Origin of the sequence: Nostoc sp., assembly GCF_036916985.1 — a bacterium.
Taxonomy (GTDB): Bacteria; Cyanobacteriota; Cyanobacteriia; order Cyanobacteriales; family Nostocaceae; genus Nostoc.
This window is the reverse complement of record NZ_JBALFD010000039.1, coordinates 1-16,209: the sequence shown is the minus strand read 5'-3', so window position 1 is coordinate 16,209 and position 16,209 is coordinate 1. Positions and strand designations below refer to the sequence as shown.

The 16,209-nt window shown below is 40.0% G+C and carries 12 protein-coding genes; 4 read left to right on the top strand and 8 right to left on the bottom strand.

Translation table 11 applies throughout. From position 1 onward, the window contains the following. Window positions 1-9 precede the first annotated feature (9 nt). The 5 genes from V7L07_RS14085 to lepB form a co-directional block, all read right to left on the bottom strand. Window positions 10-1,329 (bottom strand): hybrid sensor histidine kinase/response regulator, encoded by a 1,320-nt coding sequence (locus V7L07_RS14085; RefSeq protein ID WP_335058735.1) that lies wholly within the window; start codon window positions 1,327-1,329, stop codon window positions 10-12. 256 nt (window positions 1,330-1,585) lie between these two features. Then, window positions 1,586-3,421, bottom strand: a complete 1,836-nt coding sequence (locus tag V7L07_RS14080) for a two-component system response regulator (protein ID WP_335058733.1) — start codon at window positions 3,419-3,421, stop codon at window positions 1,586-1,588. Next, the gene (locus V7L07_RS14075; protein ID WP_335058732.1) at window positions 3,418-7,068 is read right to left on the bottom strand and encodes an ATP-binding protein; all 3,651 of its coding nucleotides are present in this window, start codon (window positions 7,066-7,068) and stop codon (window positions 3,418-3,420) included. The genes V7L07_RS14080 and V7L07_RS14075 overlap by 4 nt, the downstream gene beginning before the upstream one ends. Before the next feature lie 662 nt (window positions 7,069-7,730). Next, entirely contained in the window at window positions 7,731-8,525 is a 795-nt protein-coding gene (locus V7L07_RS14070) for an MOSC domain-containing protein (protein WP_335058730.1), read from the bottom strand. A 107-nt stretch (window positions 8,526-8,632) separates the two neighbouring features. Further along, window positions 8,633-9,274, bottom strand: coding sequence for a signal peptidase I (lepB, locus tag V7L07_RS14065; protein WP_335058728.1), 642 nt, complete (start codon window positions 9,272-9,274; stop codon window positions 8,633-8,635). 625 nt (window positions 9,275-9,899) lie between these two features. Here lepB and V7L07_RS14060 point away from each other — a divergent pair. Both V7L07_RS14060 and V7L07_RS14055 read left to right on the top strand, forming a co-directional pair. Next, a complete protein-coding gene (locus V7L07_RS14060) occupies window positions 9,900-11,219 on the top strand; it encodes a dihydroorotase (protein WP_335058726.1) in 1,320 nt (439 codons plus the stop codon). Window positions 11,220-11,723: 504 nt separating this feature from the next. Further along, window positions 11,724-12,899 (top strand): patatin-like phospholipase family protein, encoded by a 1,176-nt coding sequence (locus V7L07_RS14055; protein WP_335058724.1) that lies wholly within the window; start codon window positions 11,724-11,726, stop codon window positions 12,897-12,899. Between the two features lie 750 nt (window positions 12,900-13,649). On the opposite strand, the gene V7L07_RS14050 is transcribed toward V7L07_RS14055, so the two are convergent. The 3 genes from V7L07_RS14050 to V7L07_RS14040 all read right to left on the bottom strand — a co-directional run bounded on the left by V7L07_RS14050 (window position 13,650) and on the right by V7L07_RS14040 (window position 15,093). Next, window positions 13,650-13,883 (bottom strand): hypothetical protein, encoded by a 234-nt coding sequence (locus tag V7L07_RS14050; protein ID WP_335058722.1) that lies wholly within the window; start codon window positions 13,881-13,883, stop codon window positions 13,650-13,652. Window positions 13,884-14,058: 175 nt separating this feature from the next. Continuing rightward, a complete protein-coding gene (gene tsaE / locus V7L07_RS14045) occupies window positions 14,059-14,514 on the bottom strand; it encodes a tRNA (adenosine(37)-N6)-threonylcarbamoyltransferase complex ATPase subunit type 1 TsaE (protein WP_335058720.1) in 456 nt (151 codons plus the stop codon). A 339-nt stretch (window positions 14,515-14,853) separates the two neighbouring features. Next, on the bottom strand, window positions 14,854-15,093 hold the full coding sequence (locus V7L07_RS14040; protein WP_335058718.1) for a hypothetical protein: 240 nt from the start codon (window positions 15,091-15,093) through the stop codon (window positions 14,854-14,856). 373 nt (window positions 15,094-15,466) lie between these two features. Between V7L07_RS14040 and V7L07_RS14035 the strand changes: the two genes are divergently transcribed. Continuing rightward, window positions 15,467-15,799 (top strand): hypothetical protein, encoded by a 333-nt coding sequence (locus V7L07_RS14035; protein WP_335058716.1) that lies wholly within the window; start codon window positions 15,467-15,469, stop codon window positions 15,797-15,799. Window positions 15,800-15,904: 105 nt separating this feature from the next. Continuing rightward, a complete protein-coding gene (locus tag V7L07_RS14030; protein ID WP_335058714.1) occupies window positions 15,905-16,120 on the top strand; it encodes a hypothetical protein in 216 nt (71 codons plus the stop codon). The last annotated feature ends 89 nt before the right edge of the window (window positions 16,121-16,209 follow it).

Here is a 16,209-nt window from a genome sequence, read left to right as displayed (position 1 = left end):
CCAATCCCTTTAAACCTGTAATGAAACCTCCGGTTGCTCTATGGGAATTTCGATCGCAAATTCTGCTCCTTTGCCAACAGATGAGTTACAGGTAATATTTCCTCGGTGTTTTTGGACGATAATCTGATAGCTAATGGATAATCCTAGCCCACTACCTTTACCCACAGGTTTTGTGGTAAAAAATGGGTCAAATAAACGCGATCGCAATGATTCTTCAATACCAAGACCATTATCTGCGATCGCAATTTTGACCATATTTAAGTCTGTCACCTCTGTATGAATCCGAATTTGGGGAGTAGAAAGTAGGGAATAGGGAGTAGAAGATTTATTTTCCACTCCCTCTTCTATTGCATCAATAGCATTATTCAACAAATGCATAAATACTTGATTTAGTTCACTCGCGTAACAAGTTACTAGAGGCAAATTACCATAATCTTTCACTATAATAATTGCCGAACGATCGGCTGTTTCTCTGAGCCGATGTTGTAACATCACTAAAGTATTTTCAATGTCTTCATGGATATTTACTCGCTTCATCTCTGCTTCATCATGCCGAGAGAAGTGTTGTAGCGCCAGTACAATTTCCCGAATCCGATCGGAGCCTCTATACATTGCACCTATCAGTTTTTGTAGATCCTTAATGATAAAATTCAGGTCTATATCTTTGGCTATTTCCTGAATTTTTCGTGTGGGTTTGGGATACTCCTGTTGATAGACCTCGATCATATTTACTAGGTCTTCTACATATTGACCAGCATATTGGAGATTCCCATAAATGAAACTGATCGGATTGTTAATCTCATGAGCCAGCCCAGCTACTAACTGTCCCAACGCCACCATCTTTTCGTTCTGAATTTGTTTAACTTGAGAGGCTTGTAAATTATCTAAAGCCTGTTGGAGTAAAAAGTTTTTTTCTTGTAGTTTAACTTGGAGCAAACGTAAATTAATCTGATTTTCGATTCGCAACACTACCTCTGCCCCATGAAACGGTTTGGCTATGTAATCTACACCACCAACATCAAAAGCTTTTACCTTATCTACAACATCATCTAGGGCGCTAATAAAAATTACTGGAACTTCGCAAGTTTTCTCGTCAGCTTTCAGTTGTTGACAAACTTCATAGCCATCCATCCCTGGCATGTTGATATCCAGCAAAATTACATCAGGCAAAACCATTTGACATGCAGTCAGTGCCATTTTCCCGTTTAAGGCTTTGCGAACTTCAAAACCTTGTGCAGTCAACATCGCCGATAAAAGCCGTAAATTATCTGGGGTATCATCTACCACCAAAATATTTTTTTTGTAATTGTTAGTTTGATTAAAATGCATTATTATCAGAAGTTATGCGTATAATGATTGAGGATAGTAAATGCTTATTTGAAATCACCCTAAAATTTATTGACCAACTTCACCAAAATACTTATATTTATAGTTTAAGTCCTACGGTGACTAGAGAGTTTTGCCGCATATAAAAGCTATTAGCCAGTTATGAGCTTTATTTAAGGGGGAGCAACTTTTTAAGACAATTGAATTTTGAATTGATTCATGGAGTTTGCCTCCTACCTTATCCCCGATCATTTAATATCTACCATTGAGGCGCTGCGGCGAGCAACTTCAGAACTAGTTGTTGCTCTATGGGTTGAGAGAACAGATATCCTTGAGCAAAATTACAATTTAAACTTCTCAATTGCGCTAACTGTTCTTCTGTTTCGACACCTTCTGCGATCGCACTCATCCCCATTGAGTTAGCAATACCAATCATTGCTGGTACTAAACCCATATTTTCTTTATTCTCCTGCATACGTTTGACGAAAGATTGATCGATTTTAAGTGCATTAAAAGGAAAGCTGTGCAGGTAACTCAGAGATGAATATCCTGTACCAAAGTCATCCATAATTAACTTAATTTTTCGCTGCTTGAGTTGTTGCAGAATTATTTTAATTGCATGACTATTTTCCATAATTACACTTTCGGTAATTTCTAATTCTAAATATGCCGGATTTATTTTATTTTCATAAATTATTCGATCAATTTGTTGTACAAAATTCGGCTGTAAAAATAATCTAGCACTCAAATTGACACTCATACTTAGAGGTTCTGGTGTCACTGGAAAATGTTGCCAGATGCTTAATTGATGACAAGCTGACTGTAATACCCAAGTATTGATGGCATTAATCAAACCCGTTTCTTCAGCCACAGGAATAAATTCTGTGGGAGAAACTAAACCACGAATTGGATGTCGCCAGCGCACCAAGGCTTCAAATCCAGAAATTCTACCTGTATTCAGAGAAACAATTGGCTGATAATAAACGAGGAATTCTTGCCTTTCAACAGCCCTTCGCAGGTCATTTTCTAACTCTAAAAGCTGAATAGCTTCCTGATGCATGGCCGGATTGAAGACGTGATATTTACCTCTTCCTTGAGCCTTAGCCCGATACATTGCTGTATCAGCATCTCGCAATAAATACTCTGGGCGATCGTAATTTTTATTGCCCCAACTAATGCCAATACTGGCATTCATAAATACTTCATATCTTGACAGTTTAAAAGCAAGGGATAGCTGTTGCAAAATCTGTTCGGCAACTTGGATTGCTATATTGATATCTGTGATATTTTCTAGGAGGATGCCAAATTCGTCACCGCCCAATCGTGCTAGAGTATCAATTGGAATCAAACATGCTTGCAGGCGGCGGGCGATGCCTATTAGTAATTCATCTCCCACCAAATGACCGAGAGAATCATTGACAACTTTGAAGCGATCGCAGTCCAAAAACAGGACTGCAAACTGATAACTAGATTCTTGCTTCGCCCGATTAAGAGCATTTTCTAGTCGCCTAATAAATAAAACTCGGTTTGGTAATCCAGTCAGTGAATCATGCAATGCTATATCTAGCAATTGGCTTTGCAATTTCTGGCGGGAATGGATTTCTTGTTGAAGTTTTTGGAGAGTTTTTTCTAGCTCACTAGTCCGCTCTTTTACCCGATCTTCTAGTTCGACATTTAGTTTCAATATTTCTAATCGCGCCGATCTCAATGCCAGTTGATTTTGCACGCGTACCAAAACTTCTTGAAACTCAAAAGGTTTGGTAATGTAGTCTACACCACCCACCCTAAAGGCTTTAACTTTATCAAAAACATCATCTAAAGCGCTAATAAAAATCACCGGAATATCGGCTGTTAGTTCCCAAGCTTTAAATGTCTGACAAATTTCATAGCCATCTACTTCTGGCATCATAATATCGAGTAGAATCAAATCCGGTAATACTGTTTGAGTTGCTGTCAGTGCCATTTGCCAGTTTAAGGCTTTACGAACGTTATACCCTTCCCTTGTCAATATGGAGGATAAAACTCGGAGGTTATCCGCCATATCATCAATGATCAAAATATCTTTTTTATCAGGGTCTAAATGCTCGTAATTCATTCTACGTTGCTTCTAGTCAATTCCATGATTTTCTCAAACTGGTAGTTATTTGCTAAATCCCTAAGAACTTGGAAAACTTGATCATTATCTGATGGAATTTGCTTAAGTAACTCTAAAATCAGTTCATCGCTACAGCTGGCTGCGGCGTAGTGGATCTGTTGGAGCCACTCAGGTGACATTTGTGATAAATGTCTCAGGAGTTCGGCAGCACTGACAAACACCTGTGTAGATTGATCCATAAACACTGTGTTTGTAGATTCTACTTGGTTGGTATATTTTAAACCCAGATGTTGGCTCAGTTTTTCCAATAATACTTCCTGTGTGAATGGCTTGCGAATAAAATCATCGCAGCCAATGGATAAAATTTTCTGGCGTTCTTCCTCAAAGGCACTAGCAGTTAGGGCAATAATGATCGTGTGTGTATTGGAGCGATCTGGCGTTGCTTCAGAGAAGTTGTAAGGAGAAGCCAAGGCTGTTGGCATCAACTTTGCGAACGTGGATATACCAGTTGTTTCGTCTACGGGAGATGCTTTGCGTACAACTTTGATTGTCTCGGAGTTAGCTGAATCGGTTAACCCTCCGGTCAGACAATGGCTTCCCGATGATGCCAGTTGTTTGAATTTTGGGAACCTCCGCAACGTATTTGCCCCATGCCCGATTTCTCTAGCTTTAATCACTCTTGTGGCTTCATAACCGTCCATAACTGGCATTCGCATATCCATAAAAATCAAGTGTGGTTGCCAAGATTCCCAATTTGCGATCGCTTCTCGGCCATCTGTAGCTTCCCGGACTTCAAAGCCTAGAGATGTGAGAATTTTAACTAGCAATAGACGGCTTTCTTTGGAGTCATCAACTATTAAAATACGGTATGCTTTCTCACTAAGGGTTAAAGCTATAATTTTGGATTTAATTTGATTTGTCGGGATTTCTCTGGGGCAAGTGAGAGCAATCTGAATATTAAAGGCAAATGTACTACCAACACCAGGTATACTGCTGACCGTAATATCTCCTCCCATCAGTTGTACATATTTGCGGCTAATCGCCAAACCTAATCCCGTCCCTTGTTGCGATTTTCTACCGATTTCAGTTTGCTCAAAAGCCTCAAACAACAAGTCAATTTCTTGGGGTGCAATACCACAGCCAGTATCTTGGATCTCGAAGATTAGGGAGTGGGGACTGGGGACTAGGGACTGGGGATTAGGGATTGGGAATTGGGGATTGGTTATTAATTCTTCTACCCCTGCTTCCTGCTTCCTACTCCCCAGTCCCCGCTCCCCAGTCCCCCCTCCCCACTTCCCAGTCCCCAGTCTCACACTTAATGTCACGCTCCCCGAATCAGTAAATTTGATAGCATTTCCTAAGAGATTGATCAAGACTTGACAGAGTTTATTTTCATCTGTTTCTATGTACTTAGGAATATTTGGTGTATATTTAAACAATAATTCTAAATTTTTAGATGCAGCACGCAAGTGCAACATTTCTTCTAAGTTCTTCAACAGATGAATTAAGTCGAAGCTGCTGCGATTTAAAGTGATTCTGCCAGCTTCGATTTTAGACATTTCTAGAATGTCGTTAATTAAGTTAAGTAGATGTTCGCCAGCCCGATTAATAATTGCCAAGTTTTCTTGATGTTCGCCAGATAGTGAATAATCTCGGCTCATAAACTGGGTAAAACCCAGAATGGCGTTGAGTGGAGTACGCAGTTCGTGGCTCATGTTAGCCAAAAATTCACTTTTGGCAAGGTTGGCGGCGGCGCTTCGTGCGGCTTCTCTAACAGCGGCTTGTTGCTCTTGTGCAGCGATTTTTTGCGATTCAATCAGTTCTTCTTGGGTAATTTGCAGTTGCTTAATCACGTGTTGAAACTCTTCAGTACGTTTTTTGACTTGAGCCTCTAAGTTGCGATTGTATTCTGCTAATAACTTTTCTGTTTGCCTGCGTTGGGTGATATCAAAAAATGTAGCGATCGCAAAAGCCAGATTCCCAGATTCATCATAAATTGGCTTTCCTAAAATCTCAATGGGAGTAATCTTGCCACAACGGTGAATTTCCATATCGTCAATCCTGGTGCTTTCCCCAAGCAATGCTCGCGAAATTGGTAGGCGATCGCTGGGGTAAAGTTGATTTGTCCCAGCAAGGTAAGCTTGATATACCTCTGATAATTTTTCGGTATTAACTTCTGCTAACCCTTCTTGACCAAGAATTTGCTGCCCAATTTGATTTATATAATAAGGTTCACCTTCTGCATCAATAATAAAAACACCTACTGGCATGGCTTCTAAAAATTGAGTTAGCCGACTCTGACTGTGACATAAGGCCTCATTTAAAACCTGCATCTCGGCATTCTTTGTTGACAAAGCACTGAAGGATGCTTGGAGTTGTTTTGCCATCGTTTCAAATGACTTTGCGAGTTCCCCCAGTTCATCGGAACGCTGAATTTCTGGTGTTTGCTTCCATTCACCTTGAGCAATTTTCTTCGCTGATGCGTTTAATTGTAAAATCGGTTTAATTACCCAGCGAGCAGTCAAAATCCCAATTCTTGTCGCTACTAAAAAAGCAACTATGGACAGCAAAATAGTAATGCGGGTGTTAGCGTTAATTTCCTCCATAAATTCGCCTTCGGGAATCACCGCCACAATTAGCCAATCCAAACCCAGTTCGTCCTTCCAGCTTTTTACCTGCACAAAATAACGCATTCCATCGGCGGTAAAACTTAGCTGGTGCTTCCCCCCAATAAACCCAAGATTGCCAAAACGTTTGATTAAAGACTGTGTTGTAAGTCTAATTAAAGAATTTTGACTATTTAATGCTGATAGCCGTTTTCCTTTACCATTTATGATGGTATACGGTGGTTCGCTTGTAGAAGAAGCCACCATATACCCAGAACGCTCTAAAATAAAAGTTTTACCCGACTCTTTGATTTTTAAGTTGGCTAAAAATTTGCCGATTTGTGATAAAAGTAAATCAACACTAATCACCCCAACAAATTTGCGATTTTTATCGTAAACAGGATAGCTGGAAGATATGGATAAAATTTCTGGTTTATCTTCCCATTGATAAATTTGACTCCAAACTCGTTTGCCGCTCTTGACTGGATCTGTATACCAAGCTTCTAGGCGAGGATCGTAATTTTTGACTTGCTGCAAATGGCGACGATTTCCTTGCTTGTCTGTAGGATAAATATAAAGTTTGCCTATACCACCCTTTTGACTAACTTCATTAATCAAGAGCTTGCCATTATCTAGACGTTCAACACCGATAAATTCACCTTTAGGATTGGCAAAACTGTTGTAGCCAACATTGAAAACCTGCATTTGTTTCCAAAAGTAATTGCCGGTGGTTTTAAAGTCCGAAAGGTTGAGCAAACCTAGCTCAACTGCATCTAAGTTGATTTGATTGATTTGCTTCGGGGTTGTTAAATAGCTATCAAGATGCTGTTCAATGCGATCGCAGATTTCATTTTCTAATTGATTAGCAAGCTCATTTACAGCTTTTTGGCCATTTTGATATGAAAGATAGCCTACAAGTCCCACCGCCCCACAAATTTGTAGTATAAAGGGCACAATCAGAACATACCGCAGGGGCATCTTGGCATAAACTTTGCCAACTAAGCAATTAATAGATTTGACGGGCTGAAGTTTGGATAACATTGTTGTTTAATTCTTCCCTAGCATATCCAGGGGGTTTCTGCCATATCAGCTACATTTTGTATCAGCATAATTACGGCATACTATCACTTTAGCTATAGTGTATTCTAACATCTAAAAGTATAAACAAGCACACATTGTACTTATTTTACTAACTGAGTTCCTCCAATGCCTAATTTTCAAACTTTGCGACTGCCGAGGTTATTCGGGTACGCGATCGCGCGCACCTGAATTTACCATACTCAGTAGTGAGTGCTGAGTAAAGAAGATTGAATACTCAGTACTTTTGCACTATGGTAAAAGCCCCGCCCGATGTTAAGCGGAATCAACAATTGGGAGTAGGTTGATACCCCGCCCCTTGTGGGCGGTCTTTCATCTCAGCACTCTTCATTCATTTTTATCTGGCAATGTGTCAACAGATGTTCTCAGATGAACTGAGATTTAACCGATTCCAGTATGCCATTCTAAAATCCAGGTCGCCATTAGCACCCAATCCTAAATTGAATTTTTTATTGCTGATGTCTTGATTTTCCGGTATCAAAACCTCTGGGCTTGTGCAAAAACTTATCTTTTACTACAACAATTTTAAAATTGTCATGCAAATACACAGTAAAAACAAAAAAATCCAAAAAAATTTACTTTGTATTTTCTATTTTTAAGAAATGTTAACTTTGTTGTGGAAGTATGTCAACCTCATCGCCAATTTGTAAAATTTTTCCGGCTGACGACGGGGGTAATTGGGTGTTGACACTCAAGCTGTAAAAGTTCTTAAAAGGCGTTGGAGAAACCCAATTTGGCAGAGTTGCTTGTCGTTGGGTTGCAAAGATTTTTTGAAAGTTTGGGTAAGCTTCCCCTAAGAACGAATCGCGTGTTGGGACTATACAACGCTGACATGGGTTAACCCCAAAAAAATGTACATCTCCCACTTGAAAGGAGACTAAATCACCTGGTTCACTAAATAGCTGATCTTCCCAAAATGCTGGCACACCACTAATTTCGATATTGGCACGCATCCGACGGCGCATTTCATCTACACTTAAACCGGGAAACCAAGAAGCGACTTCTGTCAACGTTGCCGTACTAATTACCGTTGGGCCAAGTGAGTTTTTATCATCAGGAAAACCCATCAGAGAGTTTTGTCTCAATGTGACAGAAAACTCAAAAAAATCACTCAAAGTTGCTTCTAATGCTTGCCGTTCTTCATCCAGATGAAAAGTTTGTTGCGAGTCACCACCTGGAATTTGCAACGAGATAGTTCTATCTAATAGTGCAAATTGTGCCCTTAGTAAAAGAATTTTAGGATGACGCTTGCCATTGACAAATCTATCCTGTTCGTCAACAATGGCAAACTCTCGGTCATACTGTAGTGCCCCACTGGCAAGAACTCTAGCGTTCTCAACTTCAACACCATCTAATGACTTAACTGGATACAATAAAATTTTTGCTAGGTAAGGCGTCATAGCAATTTTGGATTTTAGGTCAAATCTTTGTTGCGCTTCCAGCGCAATTTTGATTTTGGATTAAAGATTGGTGTCAGAATTCTGAATTCTGAATTCTGACTTCTGAATTATGGATATACTGGCGATTTATCGATTCCGCCAACATGATTTAGAGGCCAGAAGCGAACTACAGCACGTCCAATAATATTCTGGCGGGGGACAAGACCCCAACAACGGCCGTCGTAACTACTGTTACGATTATCACCTAGTACTAAATATGAATCAGCTGGTATGGTCTGGGGTTTTGCTAAAAAAGGCGGCTGTGGCCCTGATTGGCAAACATCAATAACTGTAGTTTGTCCAGAACTGAGGTAATTGCCTTCTGGGAGGGGTTTGTCATTGATATAAACTTTGCCATCCTTAAGTTGTATTTTTTCTCCAGGTAGGGCAATTATACGTTTAATAAAAGCATCTTGATATTGTTCTTTTTGTAGCTCTTTTGTAGGTGAAAATACTACTATATCGCCCCGTTGCGGGTCAGCAAATTTATACTTCAACTTATCGACAATAATTTTGTCTGCTTCCCACTGGTTTGGTGTACCATGCAGAGTCGGTTCCATTGATCCAGAAGGAATCCAGCGTGCTTCCGCAACAAAGGTACGAATTCCCAGAGCTAGAACAATGCTCAATACAATTGTTCTACCTAGCTCTGCGATCCAGGAATTATCAGGTTGTTGACTAGAGTTGTTATCAGACACTTGATTATGCATGAAATTACTTAACTTAACGAAAGATGTAGGTAATTAACTCGCCTAGTGAGACTTTATCTGTTAATCTTAACGGGAAATTTTTAATTTCCTAGTCATATTTGCATGTTGACTACCAATTTTAGATTTTGAAGGAGGTAGGAGGTAGGAGGCAGGGAGCGGGGGGAAATGACCCTCCTGCGTTGGAATGAAGCGGGAAACATGTTCTTACGTTTCCCAATAAGAGTTAAGTGGTTCTCGTACCCTTCGGGAAGCTAGCGCAACATACCTCTCTTGTTAAAAATAAACTTTTTTTTAAAGCGCGGCAAAAATTTGTTACTGCGATCGCGAATAAGTTTAACCTAAAAGCATGGTTCTCTGTAATATATAGCCTCCTGTCTAAACTTGGTTATCGTAAATTAAAGGGTTTAAGAACCTGCAATCTACATGTAGCATCCATTTCAGTCGGAGTTTAAATCCCCCGTTAGCGTAAAGCCTTCTCTTTCAGAGACGCTAACGCGAACGGTATGGCAACGCTATGAGCGACGGAGGAGCGTCAGTTGCCACAACGCTCTTAACCCGTGCAAGGCACTTCTATTCGTCTGAAATTTCTTTAATTTTGAATTTTGAATTTTGAATTGTTAACACTATGTCATCTCCAAAAAGTTTACTAATTCGCCGCGCTCGCATCATCTTACCTAATGGTGAACTGATGGTTGGGGATGTGTTGACGCGCGATCGCCAAATAGTCGAAGTTGCGCCAGAAATATCCCAAACAGCACTAGTCACTGAAGTTGACGCAGAAGGCTTAACTTTGTTGCCAGGAGTTATCGATCCGCAGGTACATTTCCGGGAACCTGGACTAGAACACAAGGAAGATTTATTTACTGCCAGTTGTGCCTGTGCGAAAGGGGGAGTCACTTCTTTTTTGGAAATGCCCAATACGCGCCCTCTGACAACCACACAGCAGGCTTTAGACGACAAGCTAGAACGTGCCTCACAGAAGTCCTTGGTTAATTATGGCTTTTTTATTGGGGCAACAGCAGAGAATCTACCAGATTTGCTTTTAGCAAAGCCAACACCGGGAATTAAGATTTTCATGGGGTCGATGCATGGTCAGTTGCTAATTGATGGTGAAACAGCATTGGAGGCGATATTTGCGAAAGGCGATCGCTTGATTGCTGTTCATGCCGAAGACCAAGCTAGAATTAACCAACGCCGCCAAGAATTTGCCAACATTCACGATCCAGCCGTTCACTCGCAAATTCAAGACGATCAAGCGGCGTTGCTGGCAACCCAACTCGCATTAAAACTTTCTCAAAAATATCAACGTCGGCTGCATATTCTCCATTTGTCAACGGCGTTGGAAGCAGATTTGCTGCGTCAGGAGAAGCCAAGCTGGGTGACAGCAGAGGTAACACCACAACATTTGTTGTTGAATACTAGCGCTTATGAGGAGATTGGTACATTAGCACAAATGAATCCACCTTTGCGATCGCCCCACGATAACGAAGTTCTCTGGCAAGCTTTGCGCGATGGTGTGATTGATTTCATCGCCACAGATCACGCACCCCATACCTTAGAAGAAAAAGCTCAAGAATACCCCAATACTCCTTCAGGAATGCCTGGGGTAGAAACTTCCCTCGCTTTGATGTTAACTGCGGCGATGCAAGGAAAGTGTACTGTAGCTCAAGTTGTGAACTGGATGTCTAAAGCTGTAGCTGTGGCTTATGGTATTCCCAATAAGGGAGCGATCGCACCTGGCTATGATGCCGATTTAGTACTTGTAGATTTAAACACATACCGCCCAGTCCGGCGCGAAGAACTTTTAACCAAATGCCATTGGAGTCCTTTTGAAGCCTGGAACCTCACCGGCTGGGCTAAAACCACCATCGTCGGCGGTGAAATAGTTTATGACAAAGGCCAGGTAAATACGCAAGTACGGGGTCAAGCTTTAACTTTCTTATAGCAAATATTTATTTAAGCTTACGTAGTAGACAAATAATTTTACATCAAAGTCATACTTGAACTGGCAAGATTTTCATCTATCCAGAGTCAAGACTAAACCAATGTGGTTTGGTTAAAACCAAAAGGCGAAAATCCTTGTTTTTCCCCCTTTACCCTTTTAACCAAAGGGTATTGACTTGTCCCTGTATCAAAAATTGCAACTTGAAACACTGAGTTTATTTATAAGTGTTTCAAGTCAAATCTTCAATAATTACTCTCTTTCCACTATTTAAGATTACCTATTTTTCTTTCCCCTGCTTGGCGTCCTTCTCTGACGAGACGTTGCGCGTTGGCGTCAGCCTCTCGTAGAGAAGGTGGTTCGTAAAAAAGCTTAGGTATTTTTTCAGTCGGATAGAAGTAAACAAAATGAGATTGTATTGCAATTAATCTCATTTAATCCAGGTAATGTATTCCCCAGAAACTATGCCCGGAAACATAACCGTAGAAATCATCAAGGAGAATTGCTATGTCCTTCAGAATTTTGACTTTAGACGGCGGTGGTGTTCGTGGAATCGTTGCAGCACGAATCCTTCAACAAGTAGAACAAGAAATTAGAAATCAGGGTAAAGGAGAGTTTTTACACGAATATTTTGACCTGATTGCCGGCACTTCTACTGGTTCAATACTAACAGGAGGAATTGCTGTCGGTAAGACGAGTGATGAACTAATTCAACTGTATAGAGATCGGGGTAAAGATATATTCCCACCGGATAGAAAAGAGCGCTATAAAAACTTTCCGTCTATCATCAGATCAATTCTTGAGGTCTTTTCAGCATCGAAATATTCTCATGATGGAATTACTAACGTCCTCAAAGAGGCATATAATTATAAAAGAATCAAGGATATTGAAAAACCCATTATTTTGATTCTTGCTTACGATACCCTATATCGCAACACAACCTTTTTTACAAATTGTCATCCCGACTTAGGAGATCGATGGTACGATGACTGTTATTTATGGGAAATATGTACCGCTTCTGCATCAGCACCCACTTTTTTCCCACCATATAAATTAGAACCTGTAGATAAACAAAAATTTGGTGATTGGGAATTCCCACACATTGACGGAGGAGTTTCTGCTAATAACCCTTCTCTGGCCGCTTTAAGTCTAGTTATGAGGGTCAGTCAGTCTTCAGTCCCTCGAACAATCAAGGAACAATATAAACTGGATAATCTGCGATTGGAAGATATTTCTATCCTTTCTATTGGAACAGGTCAAACTGGTGAACCATATCAATATGAGCAAATAAAAAACTGGAGAGGTTTAGACTGGGTAAAAAATCTTACTAACATCTTTATGGAACCTACATCTGAGATTGGTAGTACGATTTGCCGACAAATTATGGGTGGATATGATTCTAAACGTTACTTACGTCTTCAGTTTGATTTAAATGAGACATTTAAACCTAAGCCAGAAGAGACTTATAGAGATCCTCGCATTGTATTACCTCCAGAAGATCGAACAAACCGATTTACAGGAGAAAAAGTCACTGAAGAAATAGATAATACTAATTCCGAGATTCTTCAGCAGTTAATAGATACTACCTCTGCATTCATTGATCGAGGTCTTACGTATTATACCAGAGATGACTCTGGTTCTCCGGTCAAAAAGGCGATCGCCTCTTTCATTAGAGATAACTAGTAATTTGTCAAGTTGGCTTTGAGGTTTTGTAGTAAAGTCATTACTACAAACCTGTTGACTATCAATAATTTCAACTTGACAGACTACAGTGCATTCACGTAGGTATATTAACCTCAACTAATTTAGGATAAAACATCTCGTATTTCTACAGGAATTATCGTAGAAATACGAGATGTTTTAGTTAATATTTTCTTGACATAAGTGCTAATTACAGATGTGAATATAGTATTTTCTTGCTAGTTATAAGTATTCAAACTAATTTAACAAATTACAAATTAGTCTCTTTTATGTATAGATTGTGAACTTAACTTGGGAATACTAAGTGTAAGGAAAATTAAGCGATGTATACAGAACTTTATTATTGTCTAATTTTTCTCTACTAGATTTCGTTGCTAGATGAATTCAGATTGCTTCTTTGAATGACAGTCAGGAACTAATCTGGTTCAACGAAACTGACTAAATTCTGTAAAAACTCTCATTTACCCCAACAACAGTTTATTTACGCTTGCTTGATTCGTACACCTATCTAAATCAGCTTTTAACTGCTCCTATTACAGCAATAAAGCTATTAGATGCCAAATCCTGAATATATATCCCGTTCAGTTAAGAATCCTGTAGGTTCAATACTATTCGGATAAGATACTTCAGCCTAGATTGACTCGCTTTTTAAGGTTATGAAGGGAAAAATAGTCTCCCTTTTGAAAGAGAGCCAATGCGTTACGAACTTTTCCAAACTTATAGTAACTGGCGTCAGTTTTTCTGACTACCAATTGTCGATTGAAGAAAAGTCAATTTGAGATTTTTTAGTTGAGATAACAATGTTAATAACTTACAGTGGTGAACGTGGTAGTGGCAGATAGGAGGAGTATGAAGAGTGCTGAGTTCCGTTAGCGGTAGCGGGGCGTTTAGCCCGTGCTGAGTTAGGGTATCAACCTTCTCCCACATTAAAAGATTCCGCTTGACTTCGGGCGGGGCTTTTACCATAGTGCGAAAGTGGTGTAGGGGCAATTCATGTAGACGCGTTCGCGTTGGCGTTCGCGGAGCGTGTCGCAGACAAGCCTCTCGTAGAGAAAAGCGTCTCCAAGAGTTGCGGCTTCCCGCAGGGTATTGCCCCTACGGGTGTTCCTCACGTGAATGAGAACCGTATTGCGCTATAAGCTTAAATCACAGTAATGACTTTGCTAATATCATAATTGAATGGTACGAGTTCGACTTGACGAGTACCCCCATCTCCATAGGTCAAACTCACACTCAGATAACTATCTGGCTTGTAGGGTAATCGTTCAGCCCATTCAATTGCCACAATTCCTGGTATGAATTCAACACCTTCCCAGTAACTTTCTAAATTCAGGGCTGTAACTTCTTGTGGTTCTAAACGATATAAATCCAGGTGGTAAAGGGGGAGCCGTCCTTCTGTGTACTCATTAATCACCGTGAAAGTAGGACTGACAATAGGTTCAACAATTCCCAAACCTTTGCCAATACCTTGAACTAGGGTAGTTTTGCCAGCCCCTAAATCACCTTCTAGTAAAATTACACTTCCAGGGGTTAGGGATTCACCAAGAGTAATACCTAAGCGTAGCGTCGCTTCTGCATCTGCAAGAAAAATTTTCATAATTTAGTCATTAGTCATCTTCCTTAATTTTGAATTTTGAATTCCCCGAAGGGGCTGACCTCTACCGTACCACCGCAATAACACTCGTGCTAGTTTCTGCGGATTGTGACGTACAAAACCTGTTTCATCTTCATATAAAACATTAGCTGGAACAATTCTTCGCCCTAGTTGAGTTACGTGATGATACAGATTAAAAAAGAATACTTAAGAGAAATAGCTGAATGATAGCTGTTTTCTGGAATAGGTTTTATCTTACACCAATTTGGAAAATTGCTATAAAATTTTTTTCTAAGTTCTAGTTTTATAGTGAAACCGATCTCTGCGGAGAGAAGTTGAATATCATTTAGCTTCCTTATCTCCTCTTTTAGTAGCGGTGCGTCTTAAATCTCCTAACGGTTCTATATGTCGATCTTCGGGTAAATTTTTTATGCAGTGTGCATATAAGATTTTTTCCACATAAGCATTTACGCTTTCGTCTGCTTGAGCGGCTAAGTCTACAAGTTGGTCTGTAACCCAGCTATCAAGCCTGTAAGTAGTAGATAAGCGTCTTCTTTCTGTCATTACGGCTTCACAAAACATTTTTTTCTCTCTCCTTATATTTATATTTCATACTCCAGCATTGTACAACCAATGCAAAAGTATTAGCAATACATTGTACATACAGTTATTTTATCGTTTTCAATCAAGCAATAAAATATTGTATTGCTAATGTATTGCTAATTCAGTGTATTTCGATTACAGTATAGATATCAACCCAAAAACGCAAAGTTCCAGCAGTAACTCAAGACTGTTCGGCGAGTAGGGGGCATAGCACAAGGCAAGCCCAGGTAAAGAACCCTCAAGATAGCTGACAATTACTAGCCCAATCCAACGGCTAGCAACTGCCTTAAACCCTTACACGCTAAGGCTTAGGCAGCTACTAGCTAATAACTAAAGCAACTACGAATTACTAATGAAAATCAAATTAGACCCATCCTTAACTGACATCCTGTTTGGAGCCGCCTTCGCTTTGCACCAATCAACTTCAGATACCGTAAACCTGCTGTTAGATGCAATCATCTTTGACTGGAAATTAAGCATCTCTCAAGAATCAGTAACGATCCTTGAGAAAGAGGGACTTCAAATTTCAATCAAGAAACGTCACCAACTGTGGATAAAAGCACTCTCAAAAGAGCATGGAATGTCCCCTGGCGCTTTTGTCACCACGATCTTAAACAGAGGTTTTCGTGATTTTTCAGTAACCCAAGTTTTTGATTACGAAAGTGACATGGAAGAAGCCGGGTAAAAGAAATTACTAGCCAAAAAACGGCTAACAACTGCCAGAAAACTTAGTTTCACCAAACCAATTTCTGGCAACAACCTTACAAACTACCCAACAATTACTAAAAATATGACCGCAACGTTATTCGGAACCAATAATAAGCACCCAGAGAACCATTTTCTGGCTCTGTCAACTCTAATTTCTGGTAAAGACGCTGGCGCAGGATTTGGCAAGGGAATCTACGGCGATAAATCAATCATTCTCCCGGCTGCGTATCTAAAAGTAGCGGATAGAACCGTTAAAGACCACGAAACCATCAGTAAAGATGGTTGCTGGGTGAGATAAGCTGTTCCACATTTCAATTGCATAAATGGTAAACTAGATATATCCATGCATTCAGCATTATTATGCCTGCCAAAGGGTTTCTAGCTCAA